Genomic DNA, 21,881 nt, shown 5'->3' with positions numbered 1-21,881 from the left:
GGCGTCCAGAACGGGCGACTCGGGCAGCTCGGGGCGACTAGGGTAGCTCGAAGGTCACGACGCCGTCCGCGTGCAGATCCCCGCGGATGAAGCTCTGGTTGTCACTCGAGATGTTCTTGTGACACTGGCTGCAGTCCGTCGGGTAGGGGTGCGGCGGAGGCGGCGGCAAGCTATGACAGCTGCCGCAGACCACTTGGCTGCCGTCGACCTGCGTCCAGACGGGCTCGGTTTGCGTGCCACCCGAGCGATGCCCGTCTGGGAAGCGACCGCCGTGGCAGGGGGTGCCCTGACAGCTGCTGCCGGAGTACGTCGGAGTTGCGCCGAACGCCGCGCCCACGCCGGAGAACACCACCTCCGCTGGCAGCGCGGAGTCGGTGTGTCCTGGAGTCGTGACCTCGGTTGGGACCTGGTGGCAGTCGCTGCAGGCCACGGCGCGGAAGCTGCTGCTGCCAGCGAGGTGCACTTGGTGAGCGCCCACTCCGGGGAAGCTGGTCGCCGTGTTGCCGCTCAAATCGAAGGGAGGGGCGTCGTTGGTGCTGCCGTGGCAGGCGTTGCAGCTGCCGTCGAAGTCGACTTCCACCTTGCCGTTGACGTGAAGCGCGCGGTCCACGATGGTCACGTTGTCTGCTGCAACTGTTGCCGCGTGGCAACGGTTGCAGTCGGTCATCTGCGGGTGTGGGGCTGGAGGCGGCGCGCCGTGGCAGCTGGTGCAGGCAAGCGCCTGGGCGTCGGTCCAGCTGGGAGAGGCGTGGGGGTCGCTGGCGCTCGGGGCGTGGCAGTAGACCGTGCAGCTCTGCGCCGCCGAGTCGTAGCTTGGAGCGTCTGCGCTGGCTTGGCTCACCCCCGAAAAAACCAGCTCTGACTGGCCGTTGGGGTGCGTCAGATCCGAGGTGTCAGGCACTTGATGGCACTCCTGACACTCCACGGGGCGGCTCACGTTGCCGCCTGCGAGGTGCACCGCGTGCGCGCCCACGCCAGGCGATGTGGGATCCGTGTTGCCGTGGGTGTCCACCGGCGGAGCGGGAGAGTCCGCGTTGCCGTGGCAGGCGTTGCACTTGCCGAGCAGGTACTCGACCTCGCCGTTGACGTGAAGTCTTGCCTCGGGGAAATGGTTGTCAGCGTCGATCCCCGTATGACAAGCGGAGCAGCGCTCGGATTGGGGGTGAGGGGGCGCCGGGGGCAGTCCGTGACAGGTGCCGCAAGCTTCATCCGAGGGCTTTGGCTGCGTCCAGGAGGGCGACTTCGGGCCGTGGCAGTAGCTGTCGCTGCAGCGCCGCGTCTTCGGGCTCCAGGCTGGATTGTGGTCGTCGGAGCTCGCCAGTGTGCCGAAGCTGATTTCGGCGGGACCTTCGGAGTCGGCGTGACCCGGGTCGTCGACCCGCTCTGGGACGACGTGGCACTCGCTACAGGCGACGGGACCATGGGTCTCGCTGCCATAGACGTGAAACTGATGCGCGCCAACGCTGGGGTAGCTGACGTCCGTCGTCCCGATCAGGTTGATTGGGGGCGCTGAGCGCTGCAGGTAGTCGCCGCCACGCGTTGGATCCCCGTGGCAAGAAGCACAGCGCGTGACATCCGAGTCGATGGCGCGCTCTTCATGGCGCTCCAGGCAGCTCGGCATCAAGCCGAGGAGCAAGGCGCCGCTCAGGCTGCCAAGCAACAGCAGGCGTTGGCGGCGCTCACTCATGGCAGTACCCGCACATTCCTGTGGTCTCGCCACGGCTGCTACGCCAGCCACCGGGGTGGGGATTGCCGCCGTAGGCACCGACCTTGTGGCAGCGGATGCAGTTGGTCGCAGGCCCTTGCTCGTGGCAGCTCGCGCAGCTCAAGAGATCGCGTCGCGCGGCCTTACCATGCAGGCTCTTGATGCTGGCGCTGTTGCCGACCCACTCCGGCGGATGCGGGTTCCGCGAGGAACGGCTGTTGGCGCTGACGCCGCGCCGCGTGTGACACGCGTCACAGGTCGAGGGCTCGTGGCAGCGCTGGCACTTCGCCGGGGAGGCTTGCGCTTCGATGGCGTGGCGACTGATGAAGTCCCCGCGATGCACGAAGCGTGACCCAAGCGCCTCCGGCCGGCGCCGCTCGATGCTCAAGTCTTGAGAGGCGTCGTGGCAGCCTTCGCAGTCTTGCTTCGCGTGACAGCTCTGGCAGAGCTGCTTTTGTTGCACCGCCTCCACGCCGTGGTGCTTGAGGAAGCTCGCGTCGTGGCGCAAGAAGCTCTGAGGCGTGATGCGCTTGAGATCCGACTTCGCGTGACACGGCACGCACTCGCCGCGGTCCCACTCCGCTTGGTGCTCGTGGCACTTGAAGCACTCGCTCATCGCGGGGATGTTGCGCTTGGCACCTTCCACGATGCCAGAGTGGCAGCCCACACACTGGCCGTTCAGCTTCGGCAGCGCGAGGTGCTGGTCGTGGTTGAAGAGGATCTCTCCGTATGGCCGCTCGGGGATCGCCTTGAGCGCCTGCACCGCCGTCTGGGCGTCTTTTTGGTGGCAGGTCTCGCAGAGCACCGGCTCCGGCAACTTATCGTCGCGGCGGGTCTCCGAGACGGTGTGACAGGTGTTGCAGTTCAAGCACGCGCGTTGACCCGGGCCGCCACAGGGCAGCTCCTCCAAGTGCTTTTCGTGCGGAAAGCGGGGCGGGGGGGGAGGCGTGCTACACGCAGCAAAGACTGCCGCGAACACCAGCGCAGCCCAGAACAGCCACGTGAGGCTCTGGCTCGAACGCGTGGGTCCGCTGGTCGTCATCGCCGCGCCTCCAGCGTGGAGTCGAACAGGTAGCGCAACCGCAGCTGAGTCTGCGCATCGAGAGCGGCGTATGGCGAGCGCGCGACGGACCCACCCCAAAGCAAGTCGAGGGCGTCCGTCGCTTGGTAGCCAAGGGTGCCGGCATACACCGTCGAGACGTGGTAGCCGCGGATCGCCTCATCGTAGAAGTAGGCGTAGACCTCCGCGGTGCCGGAGAGGCGAGGCATCAACTTGCTGGAGAGCCCGCCGCGCAGGCTCTGGTAGCCGTTATCCGGGGCGATCAAGCGGGCGTAGCTCACGCGCACCACGACGTGGCTCAGCCGATCAGCGAGGAAGCGCGCACCGAGCTCACCCCGGGAGCCCGGGTGTCCTTCGTCATACACCTCGAAGGCTGCTTGGCCTTCAAGGCTGAGCGCGGGAGTGACGTCGAGCTCGGCGCTGCCGCTCACCTCCTCATACCCAGAGCCACCGAACACTGACAACACCGACTGCCGCGAGAGCAACAAGGCTGGTTCCGTGTGGAGATATTCGATGGACAAGTCGAGCGGTTCCCACGGCTCGGCGTCGATCCACACCCGCGCGTCGGCGAAGCGCGTGGCGTCGGTGTCGAAGAGCGCGTTGCTGCCCAAGCTGGCGCTCTTCCAAGGTCCAGCGCGGAAGTCCAAGCCCAAGTTGCGACGCGCGAGTTCGCTGTCTTCCCGCTGCTCGTGAAAGGACAGGCCACCGCCGATGAACTCCTGGGAGTAGCCAACCCGGGTGCCGGCCAGCCAGTAGCCGCTGCGTGACACCGTCTCCAGCACGCGAGGATCTTCCACCCGCGCTTCGGGAAGCCCGCCCAGCGAGGCATAGCCCGGTGTGCGATTCCAGCGGGGCAGCACTGTGAAGCCCCCATACGCATTCACGTCGAGCCCAAGCCCCAGGTCCGCGTCCACTGCCGCCCCGTCGAAGCGCACATAGCGCGCGGCGGGAGAGACCGCGATTTGCCGACCGAGCTGCAGCGCTGCGGGGCCCTTGCGATAGCGAACGAAGAACGTCTGGATGTCACCGTCCAGGCGCTGTTCGTCTTCTAGCGCCCCCAAGGCGACTTGCCCGTACGCTGATAGCTCGATGTCGACGCTGTCCTCGTCCCAGCCCGTATCGAGCCCGCGCGCGTCGAGCAGCACGTACTCCTCGAGGGGGACGACCGTTTCCGTGGTGATCAACGTGCCGCGGGGTCCAGGCAACAGCGCCCGTTGGAAAAGTCCGACGTGGCTTTCGCTCTTCGCGACCAGGGTAAAGCGGTCTGGGTGGTAGCGACCATCCGCAGGCTCGGCGCTGGCGACCACGGACCACAGCACGACCGCTGTGGCGGGCGCACCGAGCCTGCCGATCCGTTGGAGCCACCACATGACGGCTCCAATCTTTACTGCAGTTTCGTTTCGACCAACAGCGGGTCCAGGACTCCCGCGGAACCTGCAATCCCTTCAAAATGCGCAATGTTCGCGCGTGAGCTTTCGTGCCAGCAAGCCGTGCGCAGTGCGTCGGATTCCCAGGTTCAGCCCGGTCTTGGCGCCAAACCAGCTGCGTGCGTGGGACCCCGGGCCGGCGACGCCGCGCGTTGCCCGACGAGGCGTTTGCCCGCGGCTCGCGTCGGGGCTTCCCTGACCATTGCCGGGAGGAAAGCGCTGGCCTAGTACGAGTGCATGGAGTCCCACGTCCTCGTGTTCGGAAGCCTGAGCTTCCCTGCCCGTGGAGTCAGCGCGTGGCGTAAGCTCCTCGTGGATGCCGAAGCATTCGACGACTGGCCGGACGATCTCGGACACGGCAGCTCCGGCGACGGCGCGCCGGTCGCGCAGCTCTTGAAGCGGATCGCGGCATACCCCAAGTCGAGTCACGGCGACGCCAGGGTGCTGCTCGAGACCCGAGGGCGCCTCGTCAGCTGGTCAGGCTTCTTGAAGGAACAGAGCTTCAGCTGGCTCGTCACCGAACTGGTCACCGCCTTCCGTGTCGCATCGAGCGTTGGAGCGGAGGGAGAGCTATACGTCGTGCAGGTCGGAGAGGAGTACGGCTATGAGATCCGCGTGCACGCCGGAGGGAGCAGCTGCGCGAGCTTGGACGCCGATGCCCTTGGCGCGCTTCGGGATCTGCCGCTCTCCGAGCAGGCTTCCGAACTGTATGTCGCGTCGTTCCCGCGACACGAGCCGGTCGCCGCGCCGTCCGGCAGCTTCACTCCTGTCGCGCCGATCCGTCAGCGAGTGGTCGCTGCCTTTGAGTGCTTCGAGCCCGAGGTGGTGCTTCGCGCGTTGGTCGCCCAGGGCGGGCACTTCTCCATCTCGCTCTTGGAATCGGTTCCCGTTGAACAGGCGTTTCCCGACGGTAAAGCGTTGCTGCTGGCGATCCGGCGCCAAGACCCGCCCTGGATGAGTGAGGCTGCGCTGCGCCTCCTCCGCCAGCTCGACCAAGAGACCGCGGTGGCGGCAGCGCTGGATCTGCTGCGAAGTGATGCAGAAGACTCGGAGCTGATCAATGCGGTGCGGGTGTTGGTCGCCGCCGAGGCTGGGCACACCGACATCGCTCGCGCGATGCTACGACCGCCTCTCGACCAGATGCAGTCGTTCCGTATGCAGCTCGTGTCCTACCTGAGCGACGCGAAGTACGCTCCGCTCCAAGTGGCCGAGGAGCTGATCCCGCTAGCCGAAGAGCTGGCCAGCGGAGCCGGCGCGGTGGATGCGCTCAAGTCGTGTCTGCAGGTGCTGCTCGGCCGGCAGCTCCTGGTGGGCCAAGCCACCGCGAAAGCGCTGAAGGCGCATTCAGACCCCATCGTGAGCGCTCAAGGCGACACGCTGCTCAAGCTGGCGCGCAAGGCTAGGCGCCCCTGAGCTCGCGGCGTAGCCCCGCTTCCAGATGGGCGATCAATGACCGCACGGCAATGCTGACGTAGCGGTTGCCGGGAGTGAGCGCGTAGATCGGCGCTGGCGGCGGCGCGAAGTTTGGCAGTAACGCCACCAGTTCTTTGCGCTTGATGGCGTCTCGCACCAGCCAGTCGGCGAGCAGCGTGATCCCCATGCCGCGCTTCGCCATCAGGAGCAGCACCTCCGCGTTGTTGGTTGCGTGCGGGCCTCTCACGCTAACTGTGTGCTGCGTGCCATCCTCGTCCGTGAAACTCCACACCGGGCCCGTGCCCACCTCGCTGAAGCGGAGGCACGTGTGCTGCGCCAGATCTTCGGGGGCCTTCGGCTTTGCGTGCCGCTTCAGATAGTCCGGAGCAGCCACCAAGCGGCGTCCGCCGTCGAGCAAACGCCTACCCCGGGCGCTGGTGTCTACGGGCACGCCCACGCGTAGCGCCAGGTCGATGCCTTCCTCCACGAGGTTCACGTAGCGGTCGCTCAGCAAGATCTCGATGCTTACCTTGGGGAAACACGTGAGGTAGTCCGCAACCAGCGGCGCGGCGAACCAGGTGCCGAAGGTCACCGGTAGGCTCACGCGCAAGTGGCCGCTCGGCTCCAGACTCTGATCTCGGAGTTCGGCGCTCAACTCGTCAAAGGTGCCGAGCACCGCCTGGCAGCCTGCGTGAAAGCGCCGCCCCGCATCCGTGATGCGGATTGCCCGCGTGGTGCGCTCCACCAAGCTGACCCCAAGTTGCTCTTCCAGCTCCGCGACCCACTTGCTGGCGGTGCTTTGCTTCACCTTCAGGTCCTTCGCCGCAGCCGAAAAGCTGCCGCGCTCCACGAGCCGCGTGAACAAGCGCATGGCTTCGATGCGATCCATTGATTCCCCTTTTGGAATGAATCCTAACATGAAGCCGGTGCTGTCACCCGAACTTGGAATGCATACAAATCAACTCACCGGCGCGACGCAAGCGCCGAGCCTGCCACTTCGAGCAGCGCAAAAGGAGAAGCCATGCCCAAGTTCATTCCAGACACTTCGCAAAGTCAGCCGCGCATCGCGCTGCTCGGGTTGGGGGCCATGGGCCGACGCATGGCTCAGCGCCTGCTCTCGGCGGGCTTCCCCCTCGCCACCTGGAGTCGCTCCGGCCTGCCCGCTGACTGCGACTCCCTCGCGTCGACGTTTCGCTCCGACGCGCGCCAAGCGGTCGCCGAAGCGGACATCGTGCTCTCGATGGTGCGCGACGACGCTGCCTCGCGCGAGCTGTGGCTCGACTCAGAGCACGGCGCGCTGGAGTCGATCCGCAAGGATACGCTGGTGCTCGAGTGCAGCACGGTCACCCCCGACTGGGCGCTCGAGCTCGGCGCCGCCGTTGAGGGCGCCGGCGGAGCCTTCCTGGATGCCCCGGTGCTCGGCTCCCGACCCCAAGCCGAAGCCGGCCAATTGATCTTCTTGGTTGGGGGTGAGGGCACGAGTCTGAGTCGCGCGGAGCCTATTTTCGAAGTCTGCGGCAGCGCCCACTATCCACTAGGACAACCAGGTGCAGGCGCGCGGCTGAAGCTGGTCGCGAACGCCCTCTTCGCCATCCAAGTCGCCACTCTGGCCGAACTGCTACCGACCCTTGCCCCGCCTCACAGCACCGCAAGCGACCGAGCGCCGCTCCTCTCCCCCCCAATACAAGCCGCCCTCGAGCGCCTGCCCGTCCTCAGCCCCGCAGCCCTCGGCGCGCTGCGCGGCATGCTGGCCGCCGCCTTCGACCCCATGTTCCCCATCGACCTGGTCGCGAAGGACCTGGGCTATGCTTCAAGCCAAGCTGGGGACGCACCGTTGACCGCCCAGGCCCACGAGGTGTTCCGTGCGGCAAGTGATGCGGGACTCGGCGGCTTGAACCTCACGGCGATCGCAAAGCGGTACGGCTAGCGCAGCTACCCAATCAGATTGCAGTCGAGGATCTTCTCCGCTCGCTCGTCGTGAGGTGTACAGCCACCAATCACGAGCAAGAGCGATGCCTGGAGAAATACCGTGAGGAAAAGCGCCGAGTCAGCGAAAGACAGCATCCAGCGACTCGGCGTCGAGGACGCGCTCAGTCCATTCGACCAACTGCGCCTCCACCGCTGCCGCGAGGCGATTCAAAACCGACTCATCCACGGCGGCATCACCGAACTTGCGCCGCAGCTGGCGCTCCAGCACCCGGCGCTCGCCTTCCGCTCGGCCTCTGGCTTCGCCCTCCGCCCGGCCTCTGGCCATCCATTGTTCTGCCAATGACATGATCGCTTCCTTTGCCTCGGGCGGTGCCTCGCTCAGCGCTTCTAGGAGTTCCTGCTCGGAGAGCGCATCGGTTAGCAGTGTCAGGTAGTATAGCTCACGTGCGTAGCGCCGGTGCGGGCGATTGCTCGCGCTAGAGGTACTTGTGATCGCTATCGCCCTTGATGAACGCCTCGATGTCTCGCTGAAGACGGTCGAGGAATTCGTTGCCTGATGACGCGACCTCGCGCACTTCGTTCCTCTCGTCTTGCCAGTACGTAGACTTAGAAACCGCGCCGCCTGACGGCAGGTAGAGCACTGCGCCCGTGTCCCGTGCGATGGCGAAGCGGCCGCCGCCGCCGTCACTGCCGAACACTGAAATCGCCCGCTCTCCGTCGATGCTCAGCGGTTCCGCCCTCGCTGACGCAGTGCGAGCTCGCGCCGGCGTATCGATGAAGTAGCCATTCCACACATCGGGCAAGCTCGCTCCACCGCACCGACTGTAGATTGCTGTGAGATCGTCCGCTTCCTGGTGCTCCGGCTCCAGCACCTCATTCAATCCCGGAGGATAGCCGAGCAAGGACTCTGAAAGGTGTGCGAGGAGGGCCCGCGTGTCGCGTAACCAGTCGCTCATGCCCGCCGGGTTGCGCGGTTCAAGAAGTCGACCACTGCGCTGCTGAAGTGGTCGTTCACATCGCCGGCGACCATGTGGGTCGCGCCGGTGAGGTCGACGAACTCGGCGTGGGGGCAGGCTTCGAGGAACTCCCGAGCGCCGGCTTCGCTGACCACGTCGCTCTGCTTGCCGCGGATGAGCAAGGTGGGGACCTTCAGGCGGCGGGCCTGGGCGAGCCTTTCCGCGTGGATCTTAGGGCCCTCCGTCGGGTCGAAGCTGTTCGGGTCCCAGGTGCGCATCAGCTTCGGGTCCCAGTGCCAGCGCCAGCGGCCGTCGGGGTGCTGGCGTAGGTTCTTTTTCAGGCCGTTCAGGTTACTCGGGCGCTTTCTGTGGGGCAGGAACTCCGCGATGAAGTCTGCGGCTTCTTCCAGATCGGCGAAGCCGTCAGGGCGCGCGTCCATGAACTCGAGGATGCGACGGATGCCGTCGACTTCCATCTTGGGCGTGATGTCCACGAGCACAATGGCGCTGCAAGCGTCTGCGCCTTGAGCGGCCTCCAAGTCCTGCGTTGCCAAAGACGTGATGCCGCCGAGGGAGGCGCCGACGAGGGCTGGCCTATGGGGCAAGAGCTCGAGCAGCGCGCGCAGATCTTGGACGAAGTGATCAGTGTGGTACTCGCCGTTCGGAGCGAAGGAGCTGTCCCCGTGGCCGCGCAGGTCGAGGGCGATGGCGTAGAATCCGGCGCGCGCCAGCGCCTCCGCGCTGCCTCCCCAGGCGTGGCGAGTCTGACCGCCACCGTGAAGCAGCAATACTCCAGGCGCCTTGCCTGCTTTGTACGCGCGCTGGTCGCCGTAGGCGTCGCCCACCAAGGTGATACCGTGGGGCAACGGAAACGAGCGCACCTCGTGAGTTGGCGCCGTGCCCTCACGCCTGGAGACGGCTCCCGCTTCTTGGGACAGAAACTGCGCGATGTGTGGGAACACCTCTTGTGGAGCCTGCTTGCCGATCAGCAAGTCGCCGTGGCCGTAGTCGGCGCTGTGACCCTGGTCCTTCGAGAACAAGAGGTAGCGCTTGTCCGCGGAGCCAGCGCGTTCGAACGTGCGCTGAACCAGGCGTGGCGGTACCAGGAGGTCGCGCTCCCCCGCGATGAACAGCGTCGGGTGTTGATAGCGCGACAGGCCTTCGGGATCGGGCAGCCGAATGAACTCGCGGAACTTCCGTGACGACACGTTGGTGAACCCGTGCCACAGGTAGCGCCGCTCGAGGCCGCGCTCGACGTTCGGTGCGTGGTACGCCGTTGCCTTGTACTTTGCGGGCACCCAGGGCGCTGCCACTGCCAGGCCGCGCATGAAGGGGCGCGCTGGGATCACGGGCAAGCGCCGGGTGATCGGGCTCATCAGTTGAGCCAAATCGACGCGGCGGCGCTCGCCCTTACGGGGGTCGTGGCTGCCGGCCTTGTCATTTTCCCCAAGGAATCGAAAGTCAGCGGAGCCCACGGTCACCACACGGCGCACCCGCGGGTCTTCTGCCTGGCTCAGGTGCGCCAGCATCAACATGCCGCCCATCGAATGCCCGACCCAGTCGACTTGACCTGCGCCGGTGTGGCGGGTGACGAAGTCGAGGGTGGCGGGCACGTCGTGGTTCAAGAGATCGTCGATGGTCCAGCCTTGCTTGTACTGGCGCTTACGACCGCGAGGAGAGCGGGGGAGGGAGTCTCCCCGGCCGCGCAGCTCCACGGCGAACACCCGGCGGCCTAGCCCGGCGAGGTACGGTGCCAGTCCCCCACCCCCGCCCCAGTCGTAGATGTGAAAGCGACTGAACGCGCCGTGGCAGAGCACGACAGGGGGCAAATCGCTCTTGGCGACATTTTTCCCTGGGGAATATTCGTAGAGCGCGATGTGCCAGCCATCGCCCGTGGCGACGCGGTGCCTTAGGCGATGGCTTGGGCGGTGCTGAATGTCCGCGAAGAGCGAACGACGCTGCTTGGGGGCGAGCTGCATGAATTGACGCCTTTCGCGCTCGAGGCTCGATGATGCGGCTACTGGTTCGGCGCCATGGCGCGAATGAACATTTCGACCATCTCGAAGGGCATGCCGTTGGGCAGGTTCAAGATCGGCAGTCCGATGCCAAACTCGCGGCGGCGGCGCAGCTCAGCGACGCACTCCTTGGGGTCGCCGGTCACCGCGAGCGCGTCGATCATCGCGTCGGTCACGGCGTCTGCCGCTTGGCTGCGAGTCGCCTTGTCCTTGTAGAGGCTGTCGACCTTCTCGCACTCGTCCTTGAAGCCGAAGCCGCTCAGGAGCTCCTTGTAGTAGTCGCCCATGCCGCCGATGTAGAAGCTGATGATCTGCTTGGCTTGGGCCTTCGCCATCTCACCGCCGGTTGGGATCACGGTAGTGAAGGGCGCGACGGTGATCTCTTTCGGATCGCGACCGGCCTTCTTGGCGCCGTTCTCGATCCATTGCATGCCGGTCTTGAACTCCTGGTAAGGCCAAAACGTCGGGATCCAGCCGTCCGCCAGCTCACCGATGCTCTCGATGCTCTTCTGTTTCAGCGCGGCAACGTAGATCGGCACCGTCTTGCGCACGGGGGTCATCGCGAGCTCGAAGGGCCGGTAGTCGTTCAGCTTGGCTCCGGCGTCTGACAGCTTCTCACCCGCCAGCAGCGCCCGTACCACGCGGATCACGTCGCGCACCTGGGTCAGTGGCTTGTCGAAGGGGCGGCCGTGGAAGCCTTCGATCACCCGCTTGCCGCTGGTGCCGAGGCCCATGATGAAGCGGCCCTCGCTGACTTCGTCCAGGGTCGCCGCGTGCATCGCAAGTAGACCCGGCGTGCGCGAGTAAGCATTCACGATGCCTGTGCCGAGCTTGATATTCTTGGTGTGCACGGCCATTTCCGTGAGGAGACTGAAGATCTCGTAACCCCACGCCTCGGGCAGCCAGAAGGAGTCGTACCCCAGCTCATCGGCGAGCTGCGCCGCGCGTAGGTTCAGCTTGCGGTCGTAGTTCTTCCAGAACGCCACGAGCCCAATGCGCTCGTTCTGCTTCGTGTCGGTCATCTTCGGATCTCCTTCTCGCCTCACGGCTGCTCGCCGCTGGTTTTCCCAGTCGGCCTGCGATCCTTGAGATGTAGAGCAAACACTCCAGAGGGGGAAGGGCTGCCTCCCCCCGCGTCCGAGACACGCCTGTGGCGTAGCTCGGACGCTCCCCCTCCCGGCGCCGGGCGCGACTCGCTAAACGCTCGCGCGCCGGGCGGAGGGGGATTCCAGTCGGGGCTGCTTGCAGATTCCGTCAGTACGGTTCGAGAAGCACGCGGTGACCGTGATAGCGCGCCACGCGCACGGAGAGCCAAAGGCATGGGTGCCCCTCTGAGTCTAGCCAGGCGTCGCGGATCATGAGGCTTCCTCAAATTTTGGTTGGCCCGCTAAGTCAATTGTCAGCACCGTGTTGACCATGTGGTGAGTACCGCCCCGACTCTCGATGAGCCCCAGCGCTTCCCTCAGCAGCGTGAGCTGTTCCGTCGGGGTCAGATTGCCGTCCTCGAAAAACACCATGCCAGCGTGGATCTCCACCTGATTGGCGAGGCGCGCAAAGTCGTCTACGTTCTTGGTCACGAGGTGCGATCCTCGCGGAACGCAAGGTCGAGAACCTCGGGGTCCGTCGCGCCGTTCATTCCTCGATCGCGAACGCTGCACGCGTCGACCCCGTCAGCTTGTAAGGCCAACGTCACACGTGGAGACAAATTCTCATCGAGGAGTAGCTTGACGTGCACGGGGCCGTCCACGCCGCGGGTGAGCCTGCGTGTAGACGAGAGCGTAGTCCAAGTCTGTCTCCGTGAGGTAAGGATAGTCTTCGAGTAGGTCAGCTCGTGACACACCTCGATTCAGTTGGCCGCCGACGTTCCTCACGGCAAGGCGCGTGCCCGGAAATGCCGGTTCTCCGCCCAAAATATTGGGGTCGATCGTTAGTCGCGAGCGCCATTCAGCAAAGTCGAAGCGCTTCGCGACCTCGCGGATCTGATCTCCGAGCTTGAGGACCAGGCGCTTCCCGAGCTCTACTTGCTCAGGCTCGACCGGCTGTGCGACGGCCTTGGCGACCAGCTTGTAGAGACGCTTGCGGTCCGCCACCCCAATGTCGAGGCCAAGCTCTTGTTCCACGCGTAGGTACACGACGTCTGTGCGCGTAAAGCGAGGCAGCTTGCGTTTGGGGAGGACACCCCGTTCGAGCTCCTTGCGTACCCGGAACTCGGGGATCCCGAAGACGGCAGCAACCTCATTCGCGGTAAGAGCATCCTGAGCCATAAATATTCCCGGACTAGGGAATATTAATCCGAGACTGGCGGCGCGCCACCCATTTTGAGCGGCTGCGGTAGCGGGGTTCCGTAACCGCTCCAGCTTTTCACCAAGCTGCCGTTCTTCGGTGCGGGAGCCGCACACGCGACCTTGCCTAGCGTTCCCAGGGGAAACCGATGAAGAACCTCGCCGTCTGCTGCCTGTAGCCTTTCGCCTTGTTTGGATGCTCCGGAGCGGACGGCTCCCGCGGTGACGAAGGCGTTTCAGGCGAACAGGGCGCGACGGGTGAACAGGGCGCGACGGGTGAACAGGGCGCGACAGGCGAACAGGGCGCGAGCGGGCAGAGCTGCTGGGACCTCAACGAGAACGGCGCCAAAGACCTGGAGGCGGAAGACACCAATCAAGACGGCGTGGTCAACGTGCTCGATTGCGTGGTCGGTGCTTCCACGCCCACTAGCGCCCCACGAGAGCACTTTGGCTCGTACGCCGTCGGGTCGCCGCAGTACCTGGAAGTCTATAGCTACGCGACCGGCACCATCGACCCGCTACAAGATGGTTGTGATCTGTGGGCGTGGCGCCTCGAGAGCAACGGCGACTACTCGCTCGTCGCGAAAAACGCCTACGTGATCGGCACGCAGAAGTTCCCGAAGATTTTCACCGACACGCAGAACACCACGATCTACGGGTTCGACCTGTGCACCGCTGCGTGCAGCGCCAACGCCGAGTGCGTGGGAACGTACTACAGCTACGTGAACGACGCCCAGGGGCAGTCGACTGCCATCACGTGCGAGTACCTTGGTTATTTCCCGGCGGAGGCAGAAGCTTCGTTCCAATACGCGCCTGTGCGGGTGAAGGCGGGCGCCCGTGACTCCCAGATGGAAGCTTTCTTGGGTGGTCGCCTGGATCAAGGCTTTGCTAGCGTGTGCCCTTGATGAGCAGCTAGCCGTCAGCGCGGGTGCTCCTCACCCACAAACCATGGGGAAACGCGGGGCGCCTGGTCAGCGCTTGGGCGCGAGGCACTTGATGTAGGCGACGGTGTCGTTTGACTTCAGGATGCAGGCGACGTCGATGCTGCCTTGCTCACAGCGCTCGATGAACTTGCGTCGGCGTTCGGCGTCGCTCTTCTTCATGTTGGCGAGTGCGGAAGCCGACGGGCGCTGGTCGAGGGGCAACGCTTCGAGCTCTTGCTGCGAGACACGCTGCATGTGATCGAATGCGGCACCGCAGCGGGCCTCCTGCTTGCTTGCCGCGGGTGGCGGGGGAGCTTCAGGTGTGGGCTCGGGAAGGCGATCGCGATCCCCACGCTTGGTGGCCTCATAGACCACTTCCCAGGCGTCGTGCTTCGGATCGTAGGTGAGCACGAGGGGTAGCTTGGGACCGTAGGCCGGAACGCGATCGCTGATCACGTAGATTTGCTTGTCGATCACAGCGCAGCCCTCGACGGTGTCGCCGAAGCGGTCGCGGTCGCGCTTTGCCCCACGGATCCACCCTTTGCGTGCTAGGTCGTAGACGTTCGGGCTCCGCTCCATGTGCTCCTCGAAGAACACGAGCTTGCCCTGGCTGCTGACTGCGCAGCCCTGTCCACCGTCCAGCATCCTCGGCGCTTCGCTCCACTTGCCGAGGCGCGTGTCAAAGACCGTCACGTCCCGAGCCGCGGCGCCCGTTGGGTTGTCGACATCGCGTCGAAAGACTCGGCCGCCGAGCAAGTAGATCTTGTCGCCAACGACGACCGGCGCGCTGCCGCTTCTCGCGTTGGGTAGGTCCGGCAGTCGCGTGAACTCGCTTCCTCGAAGAAGGTAAGCAGTTTGGACGGACTCGGTGACGAGCGGGCTGACGCGGCGGCTGCCACCGAAGACGTAGATGGATTCGCCGACCGCAGCCACGGCAGGGCCACCGAGGGGCTCTGGAAGCCTTGCAGCGCGCGTCCAGAGTCCGTGGGCGATATCGTACCACTCGGCGCTGTCGCGGTAGTCGCTTTCCATCCCGCCGACCACCAGCAGGCGGCTCCCCAGCGAGGTCGCGCCGAAGTGCATCCGCCCGTCTCGCATCGGTGGCATCCCCGCCCAGGTTTTCGTACGGGTATCGAAGCGCCGCACCCGCGAGTCCGGCCAGCCCGTGGTGCCGCCGAGCCAGTACAAGTAGTGGTCCAGAGCTAGTACCTGGCCGCCGTCACTGCCTCGGGGGGTGCTGATTGAGTCCCCCGGGAAATGAGTGCGCGGTGCCGGTGCGGGTTCCGGTCGGTTGGTGCCGACCGTTGCCGTGGTCGAGGATGCGAGCTGGGGTGTCACCCCTGGCGTCGCGGCGCGCTCGGAGCCAGCGGCGCACGCGCAAATCAACGCGGAAACACCCAGGGGCCAACTCGCGGGGGTCTTGTTCACGAGCGTTGTACGTTGTACCGGCGCAGGCATTCCCAGGCGCTGTCAACCAAGCAAGCCAAGCAAGTCTTCCCGGGTCAGACTGAGGGCCTTGTCGGCTTCCCCAAGGGCCGCATCCGCGATGGCCCGCTTCTGCTCCTGGAGCGCGAGGATGCGCTCCTCCACACTGTCCTCAGCCACCATGCGGTGCACGATCACCGGGCGCTCCTGGCCGATGCGGTGGGCGCGATCGGCGGCTTGGTCTTCAACCGCCGGGTTCCACCAGGGATCCAGCAGGAAGACGTGATCCGCTGCGGTCAGGTTCAAGCCGGTGCCGCCCGCCTTCAGAGAGATGAGCATGACCGGCGGACCAGATTCCGCCTGGAAAGTTTGCACGACTGCGTCGCGATTGGCGGTGCTGCCGTCGAGGCGCACGAAGTCGAGCCCAGCGCCGCGCAGCGCGGGCTCCACCAAGTCGAGCAGGCTCGTCCACTGGGAGAACACCAGGCTCTTGTGGTTCTCCGCTGCGGCGCGCTCCAAGTGATCGACCAGCAGCGTGACCTTCGACGAGGGCGGCGTATCCGCAGGGCTGCCGCTGTGACCAGGCAAGAGCGCCGGATGACAGCACGCCTGACGCAACCGGAGCAGCGCCTCCAGCGCCGCGAGCACGCTGCTGCCGGCTCCCAGCTGGCTTGCGAGCTCCTTCTCCGTCGCCGCTCGCACGGCGTCGTAGGTGGCTCGCTCCGTGTCCGTCAGCTCGACATACAGCGTCACGTCGGTGCGCGGGGGCAGCTCCGGGGCCACGTCGCGCTTCAGGCGCCGCAGCAGGAACGGCGCGATGCGGCTGCGCAGGCGCTGGGCCGCGCCGCTCTGGCCCTCTGCGATGGGCTTCGCAAAGCGGTTGTCGAAGTCGGCCCGACCGCCGAGTAGCCCGGGATTGCTGAAGTGGAGCTGGCTCCACAGCTCGTCCAGGCGGTTTTCGACGGGCGTACCGCTCAGGGACAGGCGGAATTCCGCGGGGATTGAAAACGCCGCTTGAGCCACTTGGCTGTCGGGGTTCTTGATGGTCTGGGCTTCGTCGAGGATCAACGTGTTCCAGGTCTCGGCGGCCAGCGCGTCGCGGTCGAGGCGCAAGAGCGCGTAGCTCGTGAGCACCAGGTCGGCCTGCTTGTCGAGCTCGCGCTTCGCACCGTGGTACACACAAACTGTTAAATCCGGACGGAATTTATTGGCTTCGCGGCGCCAGTTCATCAGCACACTGGTCGGACACACGACCAGAGTGCGCTTGCGCTGCTTCGTAGTGACCTCAGGTAGACTCGCCAGGGCCTGCAGTGTCTTGCCCAAGCCCATGTCGTCTGCCAGCACGCCGCCGAGGCCTGCCTGACGCAAGAAGCCGAGCCAGGAGACGCCGGCCTCTTGGTAGTGCCTAAGGGTCGCGTTGAGCGTCTTTGGCAGCTTGGCTTCAGGCAGGCCCTCGAAGCCATCGACCAGCGGAGCCAGCGCAGCAAGCTCAGGCGGCGCGGGGTAGTCGAGGTCGCGGCACAGCTGGAGCAGCTGCGGCTTTGCGTACGCCGCCAGCTCGTCCTTTTGTTCCTTCGCGGACAGCAGCATCAGTACGCGGTGGCCGTGTTGACTCAAGAAGTCCGCCGGCAAGGGAGCGAAGCCACCATCGCTGAGCGGCACCAGGTCGAGGCCTTGTTGCCACGCCTTGAGCACTGCGTTGGCGTCGGCGCTCACCGCCTTGCCGTCGTCCGCGGTGCCAGAGAACTCCAGGGAGAAGTCGCTGCCGCTGATCGACAGCTGCGGGCTGAGCGACGCCTTGCGCAGGAAGCGCTCGGGCGCGTCGCCGGTCACGCGCCCTGCGCGCGCGCGGTAACGATCGAGCCGCGTGGCAAACTCGGTAGCTGCTTCCGCGTGGAAGTGCTGGCGGCGACCAGGGATCAGCCCCAAATCCTCACGCAGGCGGTCCGCGACCTGCTTTTCTTCGCCGGTGTCCCGCACCGGTACGGCGCCACCCAGGATCACCAGCTCGTCGTTGTCGATGCGCGCGACCGGCGGATCGCCATAGACCAGCACTGCAAACGCGCTGATGCTGCCGCCTTCCTGGGTGATCTGTACTTCGGCGCGAGGCCTCAGGTGGCGCGCCGCCTGGGGCAGCTCGTCGGTGAGTACGTCGACGTCCATCTTCTCGCGCAGCGCGGGCAAGATGGTTGTGATGAGCTCGGCGCTCTTGGCCTTGGGGTACTCCCGGGTGCTCGGCAGGTTCTGTAGGCGCTTGCCGGTCAGCTCGGTGCCGCGCAGGGATTTCAGCACCGCGCCCTCGCCGTCGCGCACCAGGGCAACCCCAGGCAACACCACGGCGAGCACGTCGGGGTGGCGCTCGATGGTGACGCGAAAGCCTGCCTTCGTCGCTTCCACGCGCGCCCGCGGTGCGATGCTGTCCCCCGAGGCGCGGCAGGGCTTGCCGTTGAGCTCGAGGTGTTTTACTTCCGCGAGGGAACGTAGTAGCCCTTGGAAGAAGTCCGGCGGCAGGGTGCCGTTCGGCCGTCCCGAGAGCGCGCGATCGAGCTGCAGATCGGCTTGCTCGATATCCAACGCCTGCGCGCCGCTGTCGTTCTTGAGCAGCGCGGCGATGGAGCCGTCGACCAGCGTCTCTTGATCGCCGACGCGCTTGACGCGGATCAAGAGCACTTGTTCCCCTGGCTCTGCCCGTTCCGGCAGGGTCTTCAGGCGGTACACCAGCTCACCCAGGTTGCGTGGCGGCTCGGGCAACGCTTGGCCTTCTTCGCGGGCGCGCTTCAGCGCGATGGTCGCGGCCGCTACGTGGGCACACGGATCGTCGCCACCGCAGCTGCAGTCCCACTCGGCGTCTTCGACGTAGAGCGTGGCCACCGGCGCGATGCGCAGCTTCGGGTCGGTCACCTTGAGGCTGACGGAGTCTTCGTCTTGCTCAGCGCCAAACACGTGGCCTGCCCGCGCCATCTCCACGCCGCGACTCCAGTTGCGCGCGGTAGAGGCTCCGCGCACGCTCTTGAACAGCTCTTCGAGCGCCGCGCGCTCAGCGGGGGAGACCATGGCGCGCGATGTACTCGTTTTCTTTGGGTGAGGCCAGTCAGGTACCAGTCGGGCCTCAGGTCGTGGTAGCTCCGCAGCATGGGTAGGCTGAAGAGCGCAGGGATCGGTTGCTTCGTGGGTGTCTCGCTGTGCGTCGTCGCGGTGCCGGCGCTCGCGGATGAAGACGATCCGCCCTACCAAGTCGCTTCCTGCGCCGATCCGGATCCAACCAATAGCCTCCAAGCAGACCTCGGCAGCGGTGTGCTCGGCGTGGGCTACGAGCAACGCCTCGTCAAGCATCTCTCGCTTCGACTGACGCTGCAGTACAACAAGCCCTGGTACACCGAGACTTGGGGTGGACCCGACACCGACGCGTACGCTTGGGCAGTGGAGCTGCGGCCTTTTATCTTTCCCTTCGGAACCGGAATGAAGGGGCTCTACCTCTCGCCGTTCGGCCGGGCGGGCATCGGCTACGCCAAAGATGGGCTCGACAAGACGGAATCGAATCCGGTGTGGAGCGTTGGCGCCACGGCTGGGTACGGCTGGATGTTCAACTACGACCGCATCTTGCTGCGGCTCGGAGCTGGCGCGCAGTACTGGGCGTATGAGACCGGTTCCCAGAAGAAGGCGGGCGTGAAGGGCGTGTATCCGCAGGTGGATATCATCCTCGGCTGGGCCTTTTAGAGCGACTGACGAGGCGATTCTCCCGGTTCGGAGATTTTCCGTAGGAAACACGCCATGCATCTCCCTCCCGCTGGGTAGACTGTTTGAGTGTCCGCTCCGAAACCCAAGGGCTCCGATCTCGTCAAGCACACCAAGCGAGACCTCAAGCGGAGTTCCAAGAAGGCAGGGCGCTTCCTCAACAAGTACTCGAAGAAGCGCTATCAGATCTTCTGGACGTACGGGATCGTGCTGCTCTGCGGCTTGATTTACGGCATCTATTGGGTGGGGACCAAGATCCGCTACGAATTACTGGGTGGAAAAGAAGCGGACGCCAAGGCGCGGCTCAACACCGCCGAGTTCTGGCTCAAGGGGGATCCTGGGCGAGCGCTGCCCATCGAGCTCAACGGAGACGGTGCTGTCGATTTCCTCGGCGGCTACCGTGGCTTCGACCCGAGCGGGGACTACCTGGGGGCGTTTGACGGCAAGACCGGTAACGTGCTGTGGCGGGTTGGCCCGATCAAGTTTGGGATGGGACCGACGCTCTACACCACGTCGGAGAACGTGCTGATCGTCGGCTACCCCCAGGATCTCGTGTTGGTCGAACTCAAGAGCGGAAAGGAGCTCCAGCGGGCTCAGGCACCCCACGCGATCCGTGAGTTCTGTCCGGATCCGTCGGGAAAGCCAAACGTCGTCCTGCGAAACTACAACCAGGTGACTCAGCTCAGTTTGGTCGATCTCGGTACCGCAGCAGGGGACGCGTCCTGGTGCGGGGCGCAGATGATACCAGGGGTCGGCAAGCGCCTTTCTGGTGTGACGCCGCCCGAGGGCATGAACGCCAGTGCGCGCATCCTCGAGGACGAGGCGGGCAACCGCTTCTTCACTGGGCTCAAGACTTCTTCTGGTGGTCCCTCGCCCGTGCTGATCGCCCAAGACCAAGCCGGAGCGCATTTGTGGAGTCAAACCTATCCGGGAACAACGCCTCCCTGGGTGGCGCTAGCCGAGGGCCGCGCGTACGTGGTCAGCAATTTCGCGACGCCCCCAGCGCTGACGGCCTACGACGCGAAGACCGGAACGCAGCTGTGGAAGAACACGACGGCGAACCTGCTGGTGACGAGTGGTGTCTCGGCATCCAAGGACGCCGTCTACGTCCAGGTCGGCAAAGGGCTCTGTTTGTTCGATCCGAAAGACGGCAAGCTCAAGGCCACCTTGGGTGACGCCGCCGCGCTGTAGACCGAGCGGCCGCCAGGAAGCTTCGTGATTGCGCGCTCAGCCGAGGGCGAGCGCGGCGTTGGCCTCGAGCTCCGAGCTGTCCAGCACCAGGTCGATACCGTGCTCGGCGAAGCGCCGCGCGGCGTACAGGCTCCGCGGATCTCCGCCGTGATCGAGCTCCCACTGAGCGTGCTCGATGAGCAGGCTAGAGGCCAGCGCTCGGCCCAGCGTCAGCGCGCAGCGCCGCGCACCGGCTTCAAAGGCCCTCGGATCGTTGGGGCCCGTGCGGCTCACCCACTCCAGGGCATGGCCAGTCGCCTTCAGGGTCGTTTCCGCGAGGTTTTTGAGGCGCGAGTCGTTGGCGGAGGTCGCGTGGCGCTTGATCTTCTCCGACAACAGACCCCAGGTGTTCTCGCGCTGCAGCGCCCGGAAAGTCTCCAAGCTGAGCACGTTCGTCGTGCCCTCCCAGATGCTCAGGACCTGTGCGTCGCGGAGCAACACCGGCAGCCCGGTGTCTTCTACGTACCCGGCGCCGCCGAAGCACTCGAGCACCTCGCTCGCGTGAGCCACCGCCTGCTTGCCCGTCATCAGCTTCGTGAGCGGCTGAATCGCGTACAGCGCACGCTGCTCTTCCTCGGTGATTTCGCCGAGCTCCGCGCGACCCATCAGCCGCACCTCTTCGAACACCAACTGAAACGCTGCTTCGTACTCGGCGGCAAGGCCAGCCAGCGTGTCGAGGTGCAGGGGCTTCTCGCTTAGCGGCGCACCGAACGCCACGCGGCGCTTGGCGTAGTCCCGCGCCAACGCGAGCCCACGACGCATGCTCGAGACGGCGACCACCGCGTTCCAGGTGCGCGTGATGTTCAGCATGTTGGCCATGTTGCGGATCCCGTTGTCGAGGCCGACCACGGGCTGTGCGAGGGTTCCGTCGAGCGTGAGCTCGGCGGTTGGCAGGTTCTTCGTGCCGAGCTTTTCCTTGAGGCGGTTGACCAAGATGTGATTCAGCCGCCCTTGGTCGTTCTTCAGCTCCACGAAGAAGAGCGCGAGCCCTTTGCCGCCGCTCGGATTGCCCTCAGGGCGCGCCAACGTGAGCGTGACCTCGCTCGTCACCGCAGAGGTGAACCACTTCGTTCCGTAGAGGCGCCAGCCGTCGGCGCTCTCCTTGGCGACGGTTTCGCTCAATCCGACGTCGGAGCCACCGGTGCGCTCGGTCATCCACTGGCCACTGGTCCAGGCCTGAGCTGGATCCCTGTGGATCAAACGGGGCAACACGCGGTCTCGCAGCTCCGGCTTGGCGAGCGTCTCCAAGGTGCGCGCCGCGCCGTCGGTCATGGCGAGGGGGCAGGTGTAGACCTGCGTCGAGGGGGCGAAGAGGTACATCAGCGCAAACTGATGGATGCGCGAGTAGGCGCCGTGCTTGCGCTCGTACGCGGTACCAACCACACCCTTTTCCGCGGCGACCTTCGCGTACTCTTTCCACGCGGTATTCACCTCGAGGTGGTCGATGCGATTGCCCCAGGGATCCCACGAAGTGAGCTGCGGCTCCTCGTTGCGATGGCGGATCGCGAGCTCATACAGCCGACCCGCGGCGAGCTCGCCCATTTCCTTCAGGCTGGGTGTGATCTCACTCAGCACCTCCGCGGGCACTTGCCGCTCGAGGAATCGGCGCAACACGCGGTCGTCTTCGAACTGGGGGGCGAGCTCTGGCGGCGCTTGGATGAATCCCATGGGGCATCTATCCCAAGGACCGTCGACGCGCGCAACCCGGGGTTTGTCCCACCTCCAGCGGTGCGTTTTGTTGCTGAACCAACCGCACGGATTGCGTGCGGGAAAGGACTGTG

General features: G+C 65.4%; 19 protein-coding genes. 5 read left to right on the top strand and 14 right to left on the bottom strand.

All coding sequences use genetic code 11. The features are described 5' to 3' along the window. Positions 1-37: 37 nt before the first annotated feature. The 3 genes from H6718_01415 to H6718_01405 are packed head-to-tail and all read right to left on the bottom strand — an operon-like array spanning position 38 to position 4,135. Positions 38-1,687, bottom strand: a complete 1,650-nt coding sequence (locus H6718_01415) for a hypothetical protein (protein MCB9584021.1) — start codon at positions 1,685-1,687, stop codon at positions 38-40. Then, positions 1,680-2,747, bottom strand: coding sequence for a cytochrome c3 family protein (locus tag H6718_01410; protein ID MCB9584020.1), 1,068 nt, complete (start codon positions 2,745-2,747; stop codon positions 1,680-1,682). The genes H6718_01415 and H6718_01410 overlap by 8 nt, the downstream gene beginning before the upstream one ends. Then, positions 2,744-4,135, bottom strand: a complete 1,392-nt coding sequence (locus H6718_01405) for a hypothetical protein (GenBank protein ID MCB9584019.1) — start codon at positions 4,133-4,135, stop codon at positions 2,744-2,746. Before H6718_01405 ends, H6718_01410 begins: the two co-directional genes overlap by 4 nt. 294 nt (positions 4,136-4,429) lie before the next feature. On the opposite strand from H6718_01405, the gene H6718_01400 reads away from it, so the two are divergent. After that, positions 4,430-5,605 (top strand): hypothetical protein, encoded by a 1,176-nt coding sequence (locus H6718_01400; GenBank protein MCB9584018.1) that lies wholly within the window; start codon positions 4,430-4,432, stop codon positions 5,603-5,605. Here the strand turns inward: H6718_01400 and H6718_01395 are convergent. Further along, the gene (locus H6718_01395; GenBank protein MCB9584017.1) at positions 5,592-6,494 is read right to left on the bottom strand and encodes a LysR family transcriptional regulator; all 903 of its coding nucleotides are present in this window, start codon (positions 6,492-6,494) and stop codon (positions 5,592-5,594) included. The two genes, H6718_01400 and H6718_01395, sit on opposite strands and share 14 nt — an antisense overlap. A 132-nt stretch (positions 6,495-6,626) precedes the next feature. On the opposite strand from H6718_01395, the gene H6718_01390 reads away from it, so the two are divergent. After that, positions 6,627-7,532 (top strand): NAD(P)-dependent oxidoreductase, encoded by a 906-nt coding sequence (locus H6718_01390; protein ID MCB9584016.1) that lies wholly within the window; start codon positions 6,627-6,629, stop codon positions 7,530-7,532. A gap of 120 nt (positions 7,533-7,652) precedes the next feature. Here the strand turns inward: H6718_01390 and H6718_01385 are convergent, their stop codons facing one another. The 7 genes from H6718_01385 to H6718_01355 all read right to left on the bottom strand — a co-directional run bounded on the left by H6718_01385 (position 7,653) and on the right by H6718_01355 (position 12,769). Next, positions 7,653-7,880, bottom strand: coding sequence for a hypothetical protein (locus H6718_01385; GenBank protein ID MCB9584015.1), 228 nt, complete (start codon positions 7,878-7,880; stop codon positions 7,653-7,655). Positions 7,881-8,010: 130 nt separating this feature from the next. Next, positions 8,011-8,490, bottom strand: coding sequence for a hypothetical protein (locus H6718_01380; protein ID MCB9584014.1), 480 nt, complete (start codon positions 8,488-8,490; stop codon positions 8,011-8,013). Then, positions 8,487-10,469, bottom strand: coding sequence for an alpha/beta fold hydrolase (locus tag H6718_01375; protein MCB9584013.1), 1,983 nt, complete (start codon positions 10,467-10,469; stop codon positions 8,487-8,489). Before H6718_01375 ends, H6718_01380 begins: the two co-directional genes overlap by 4 nt. 38 nt (positions 10,470-10,507) lie before the next feature. After that, the gene (locus H6718_01370; GenBank protein MCB9584012.1) at positions 10,508-11,527 is read right to left on the bottom strand and encodes an LLM class flavin-dependent oxidoreductase; all 1,020 of its coding nucleotides are present in this window, start codon (positions 11,525-11,527) and stop codon (positions 10,508-10,510) included. Positions 11,528-11,860: 333 nt separating this feature from the next. Then, the gene (locus H6718_01365; GenBank protein MCB9584011.1) at positions 11,861-12,082 is read right to left on the bottom strand and encodes a hypothetical protein; all 222 of its coding nucleotides are present in this window, start codon (positions 12,080-12,082) and stop codon (positions 11,861-11,863) included. Beyond that, the gene (locus H6718_01360; protein MCB9584010.1) at positions 12,079-12,198 is read right to left on the bottom strand and encodes a DUF5615 family PIN-like protein; all 120 of its coding nucleotides are present in this window, start codon (positions 12,196-12,198) and stop codon (positions 12,079-12,081) included. The genes H6718_01365 and H6718_01360 overlap by 4 nt, the downstream gene beginning before the upstream one ends. 16 nt (positions 12,199-12,214) lie before the next feature. After that, the gene (locus H6718_01355) at positions 12,215-12,769 is read right to left on the bottom strand and encodes a DUF433 domain-containing protein (protein MCB9584009.1); all 555 of its coding nucleotides are present in this window, start codon (positions 12,767-12,769) and stop codon (positions 12,215-12,217) included. A 206-nt stretch (positions 12,770-12,975) separates the two neighbouring features. On the opposite strand from H6718_01355, the gene H6718_01350 reads away from it, so the two are divergent. Continuing rightward, entirely contained in the window at positions 12,976-13,692 is a 717-nt protein-coding gene (locus H6718_01350; GenBank protein ID MCB9584008.1) for a collagen-like protein, read from the top strand. Positions 13,693-13,758: 66 nt separating this feature from the next. On the opposite strand, the gene H6718_01345 is transcribed toward H6718_01350, so the two are convergent. Both H6718_01345 and H6718_01340 read right to left on the bottom strand, forming a co-directional pair. After that, complete coding sequence (locus tag H6718_01345; GenBank protein MCB9584007.1) at positions 13,759-15,138, bottom strand: hypothetical protein; 1,380 nt, start codon at positions 15,136-15,138, stop codon at positions 13,759-13,761. A gap of 42 nt (positions 15,139-15,180) precedes the next feature. After that, positions 15,181-18,189: a DEAD/DEAH box helicase gene (locus H6718_01340; GenBank protein MCB9584006.1), complete on the bottom strand. Its 3,009-nt coding sequence runs from the start codon at positions 18,187-18,189 to the stop codon at positions 15,181-15,183. Positions 18,190-18,267: 78 nt separating this feature from the next. Between H6718_01340 and H6718_01335 the strand changes: the two genes are divergently transcribed. Next, entirely contained in the window at positions 18,268-18,852 is a 585-nt protein-coding gene (locus H6718_01335) for a DUF3575 domain-containing protein (protein ID MCB9584005.1), read from the top strand. An 87-nt stretch (positions 18,853-18,939) separates the two neighbouring features. After that, positions 18,940-20,061 (top strand): PQQ-binding-like beta-propeller repeat protein, encoded by a 1,122-nt coding sequence (locus H6718_01330; protein ID MCB9584004.1) that lies wholly within the window; start codon positions 18,940-18,942, stop codon positions 20,059-20,061. Positions 20,062-20,097: 36 nt separating this feature from the next. Here the strand turns inward: H6718_01330 and H6718_01325 are convergent, their stop codons facing one another. Continuing rightward, positions 20,098-21,768 carry an acyl-CoA dehydrogenase family protein gene (locus H6718_01325; protein ID MCB9584003.1) on the bottom strand — a complete coding sequence of 557 codons (1,671 nt, stop codon included), beginning with the start codon at positions 21,766-21,768 and terminating at the stop codon, positions 20,098-20,100. Positions 21,769-21,881 lie beyond the last annotated feature (113 nt).

The organism is Polyangiaceae bacterium (assembly GCA_020633205.1).
Classification (GTDB): Bacteria; Myxococcota_A; Polyangia; order Polyangiales; family Polyangiaceae; genus JAHBVY01.
Note: the sequence above shows the minus strand (reverse complement) of the source record. Positions and strands in the feature narration are given on the sequence as shown.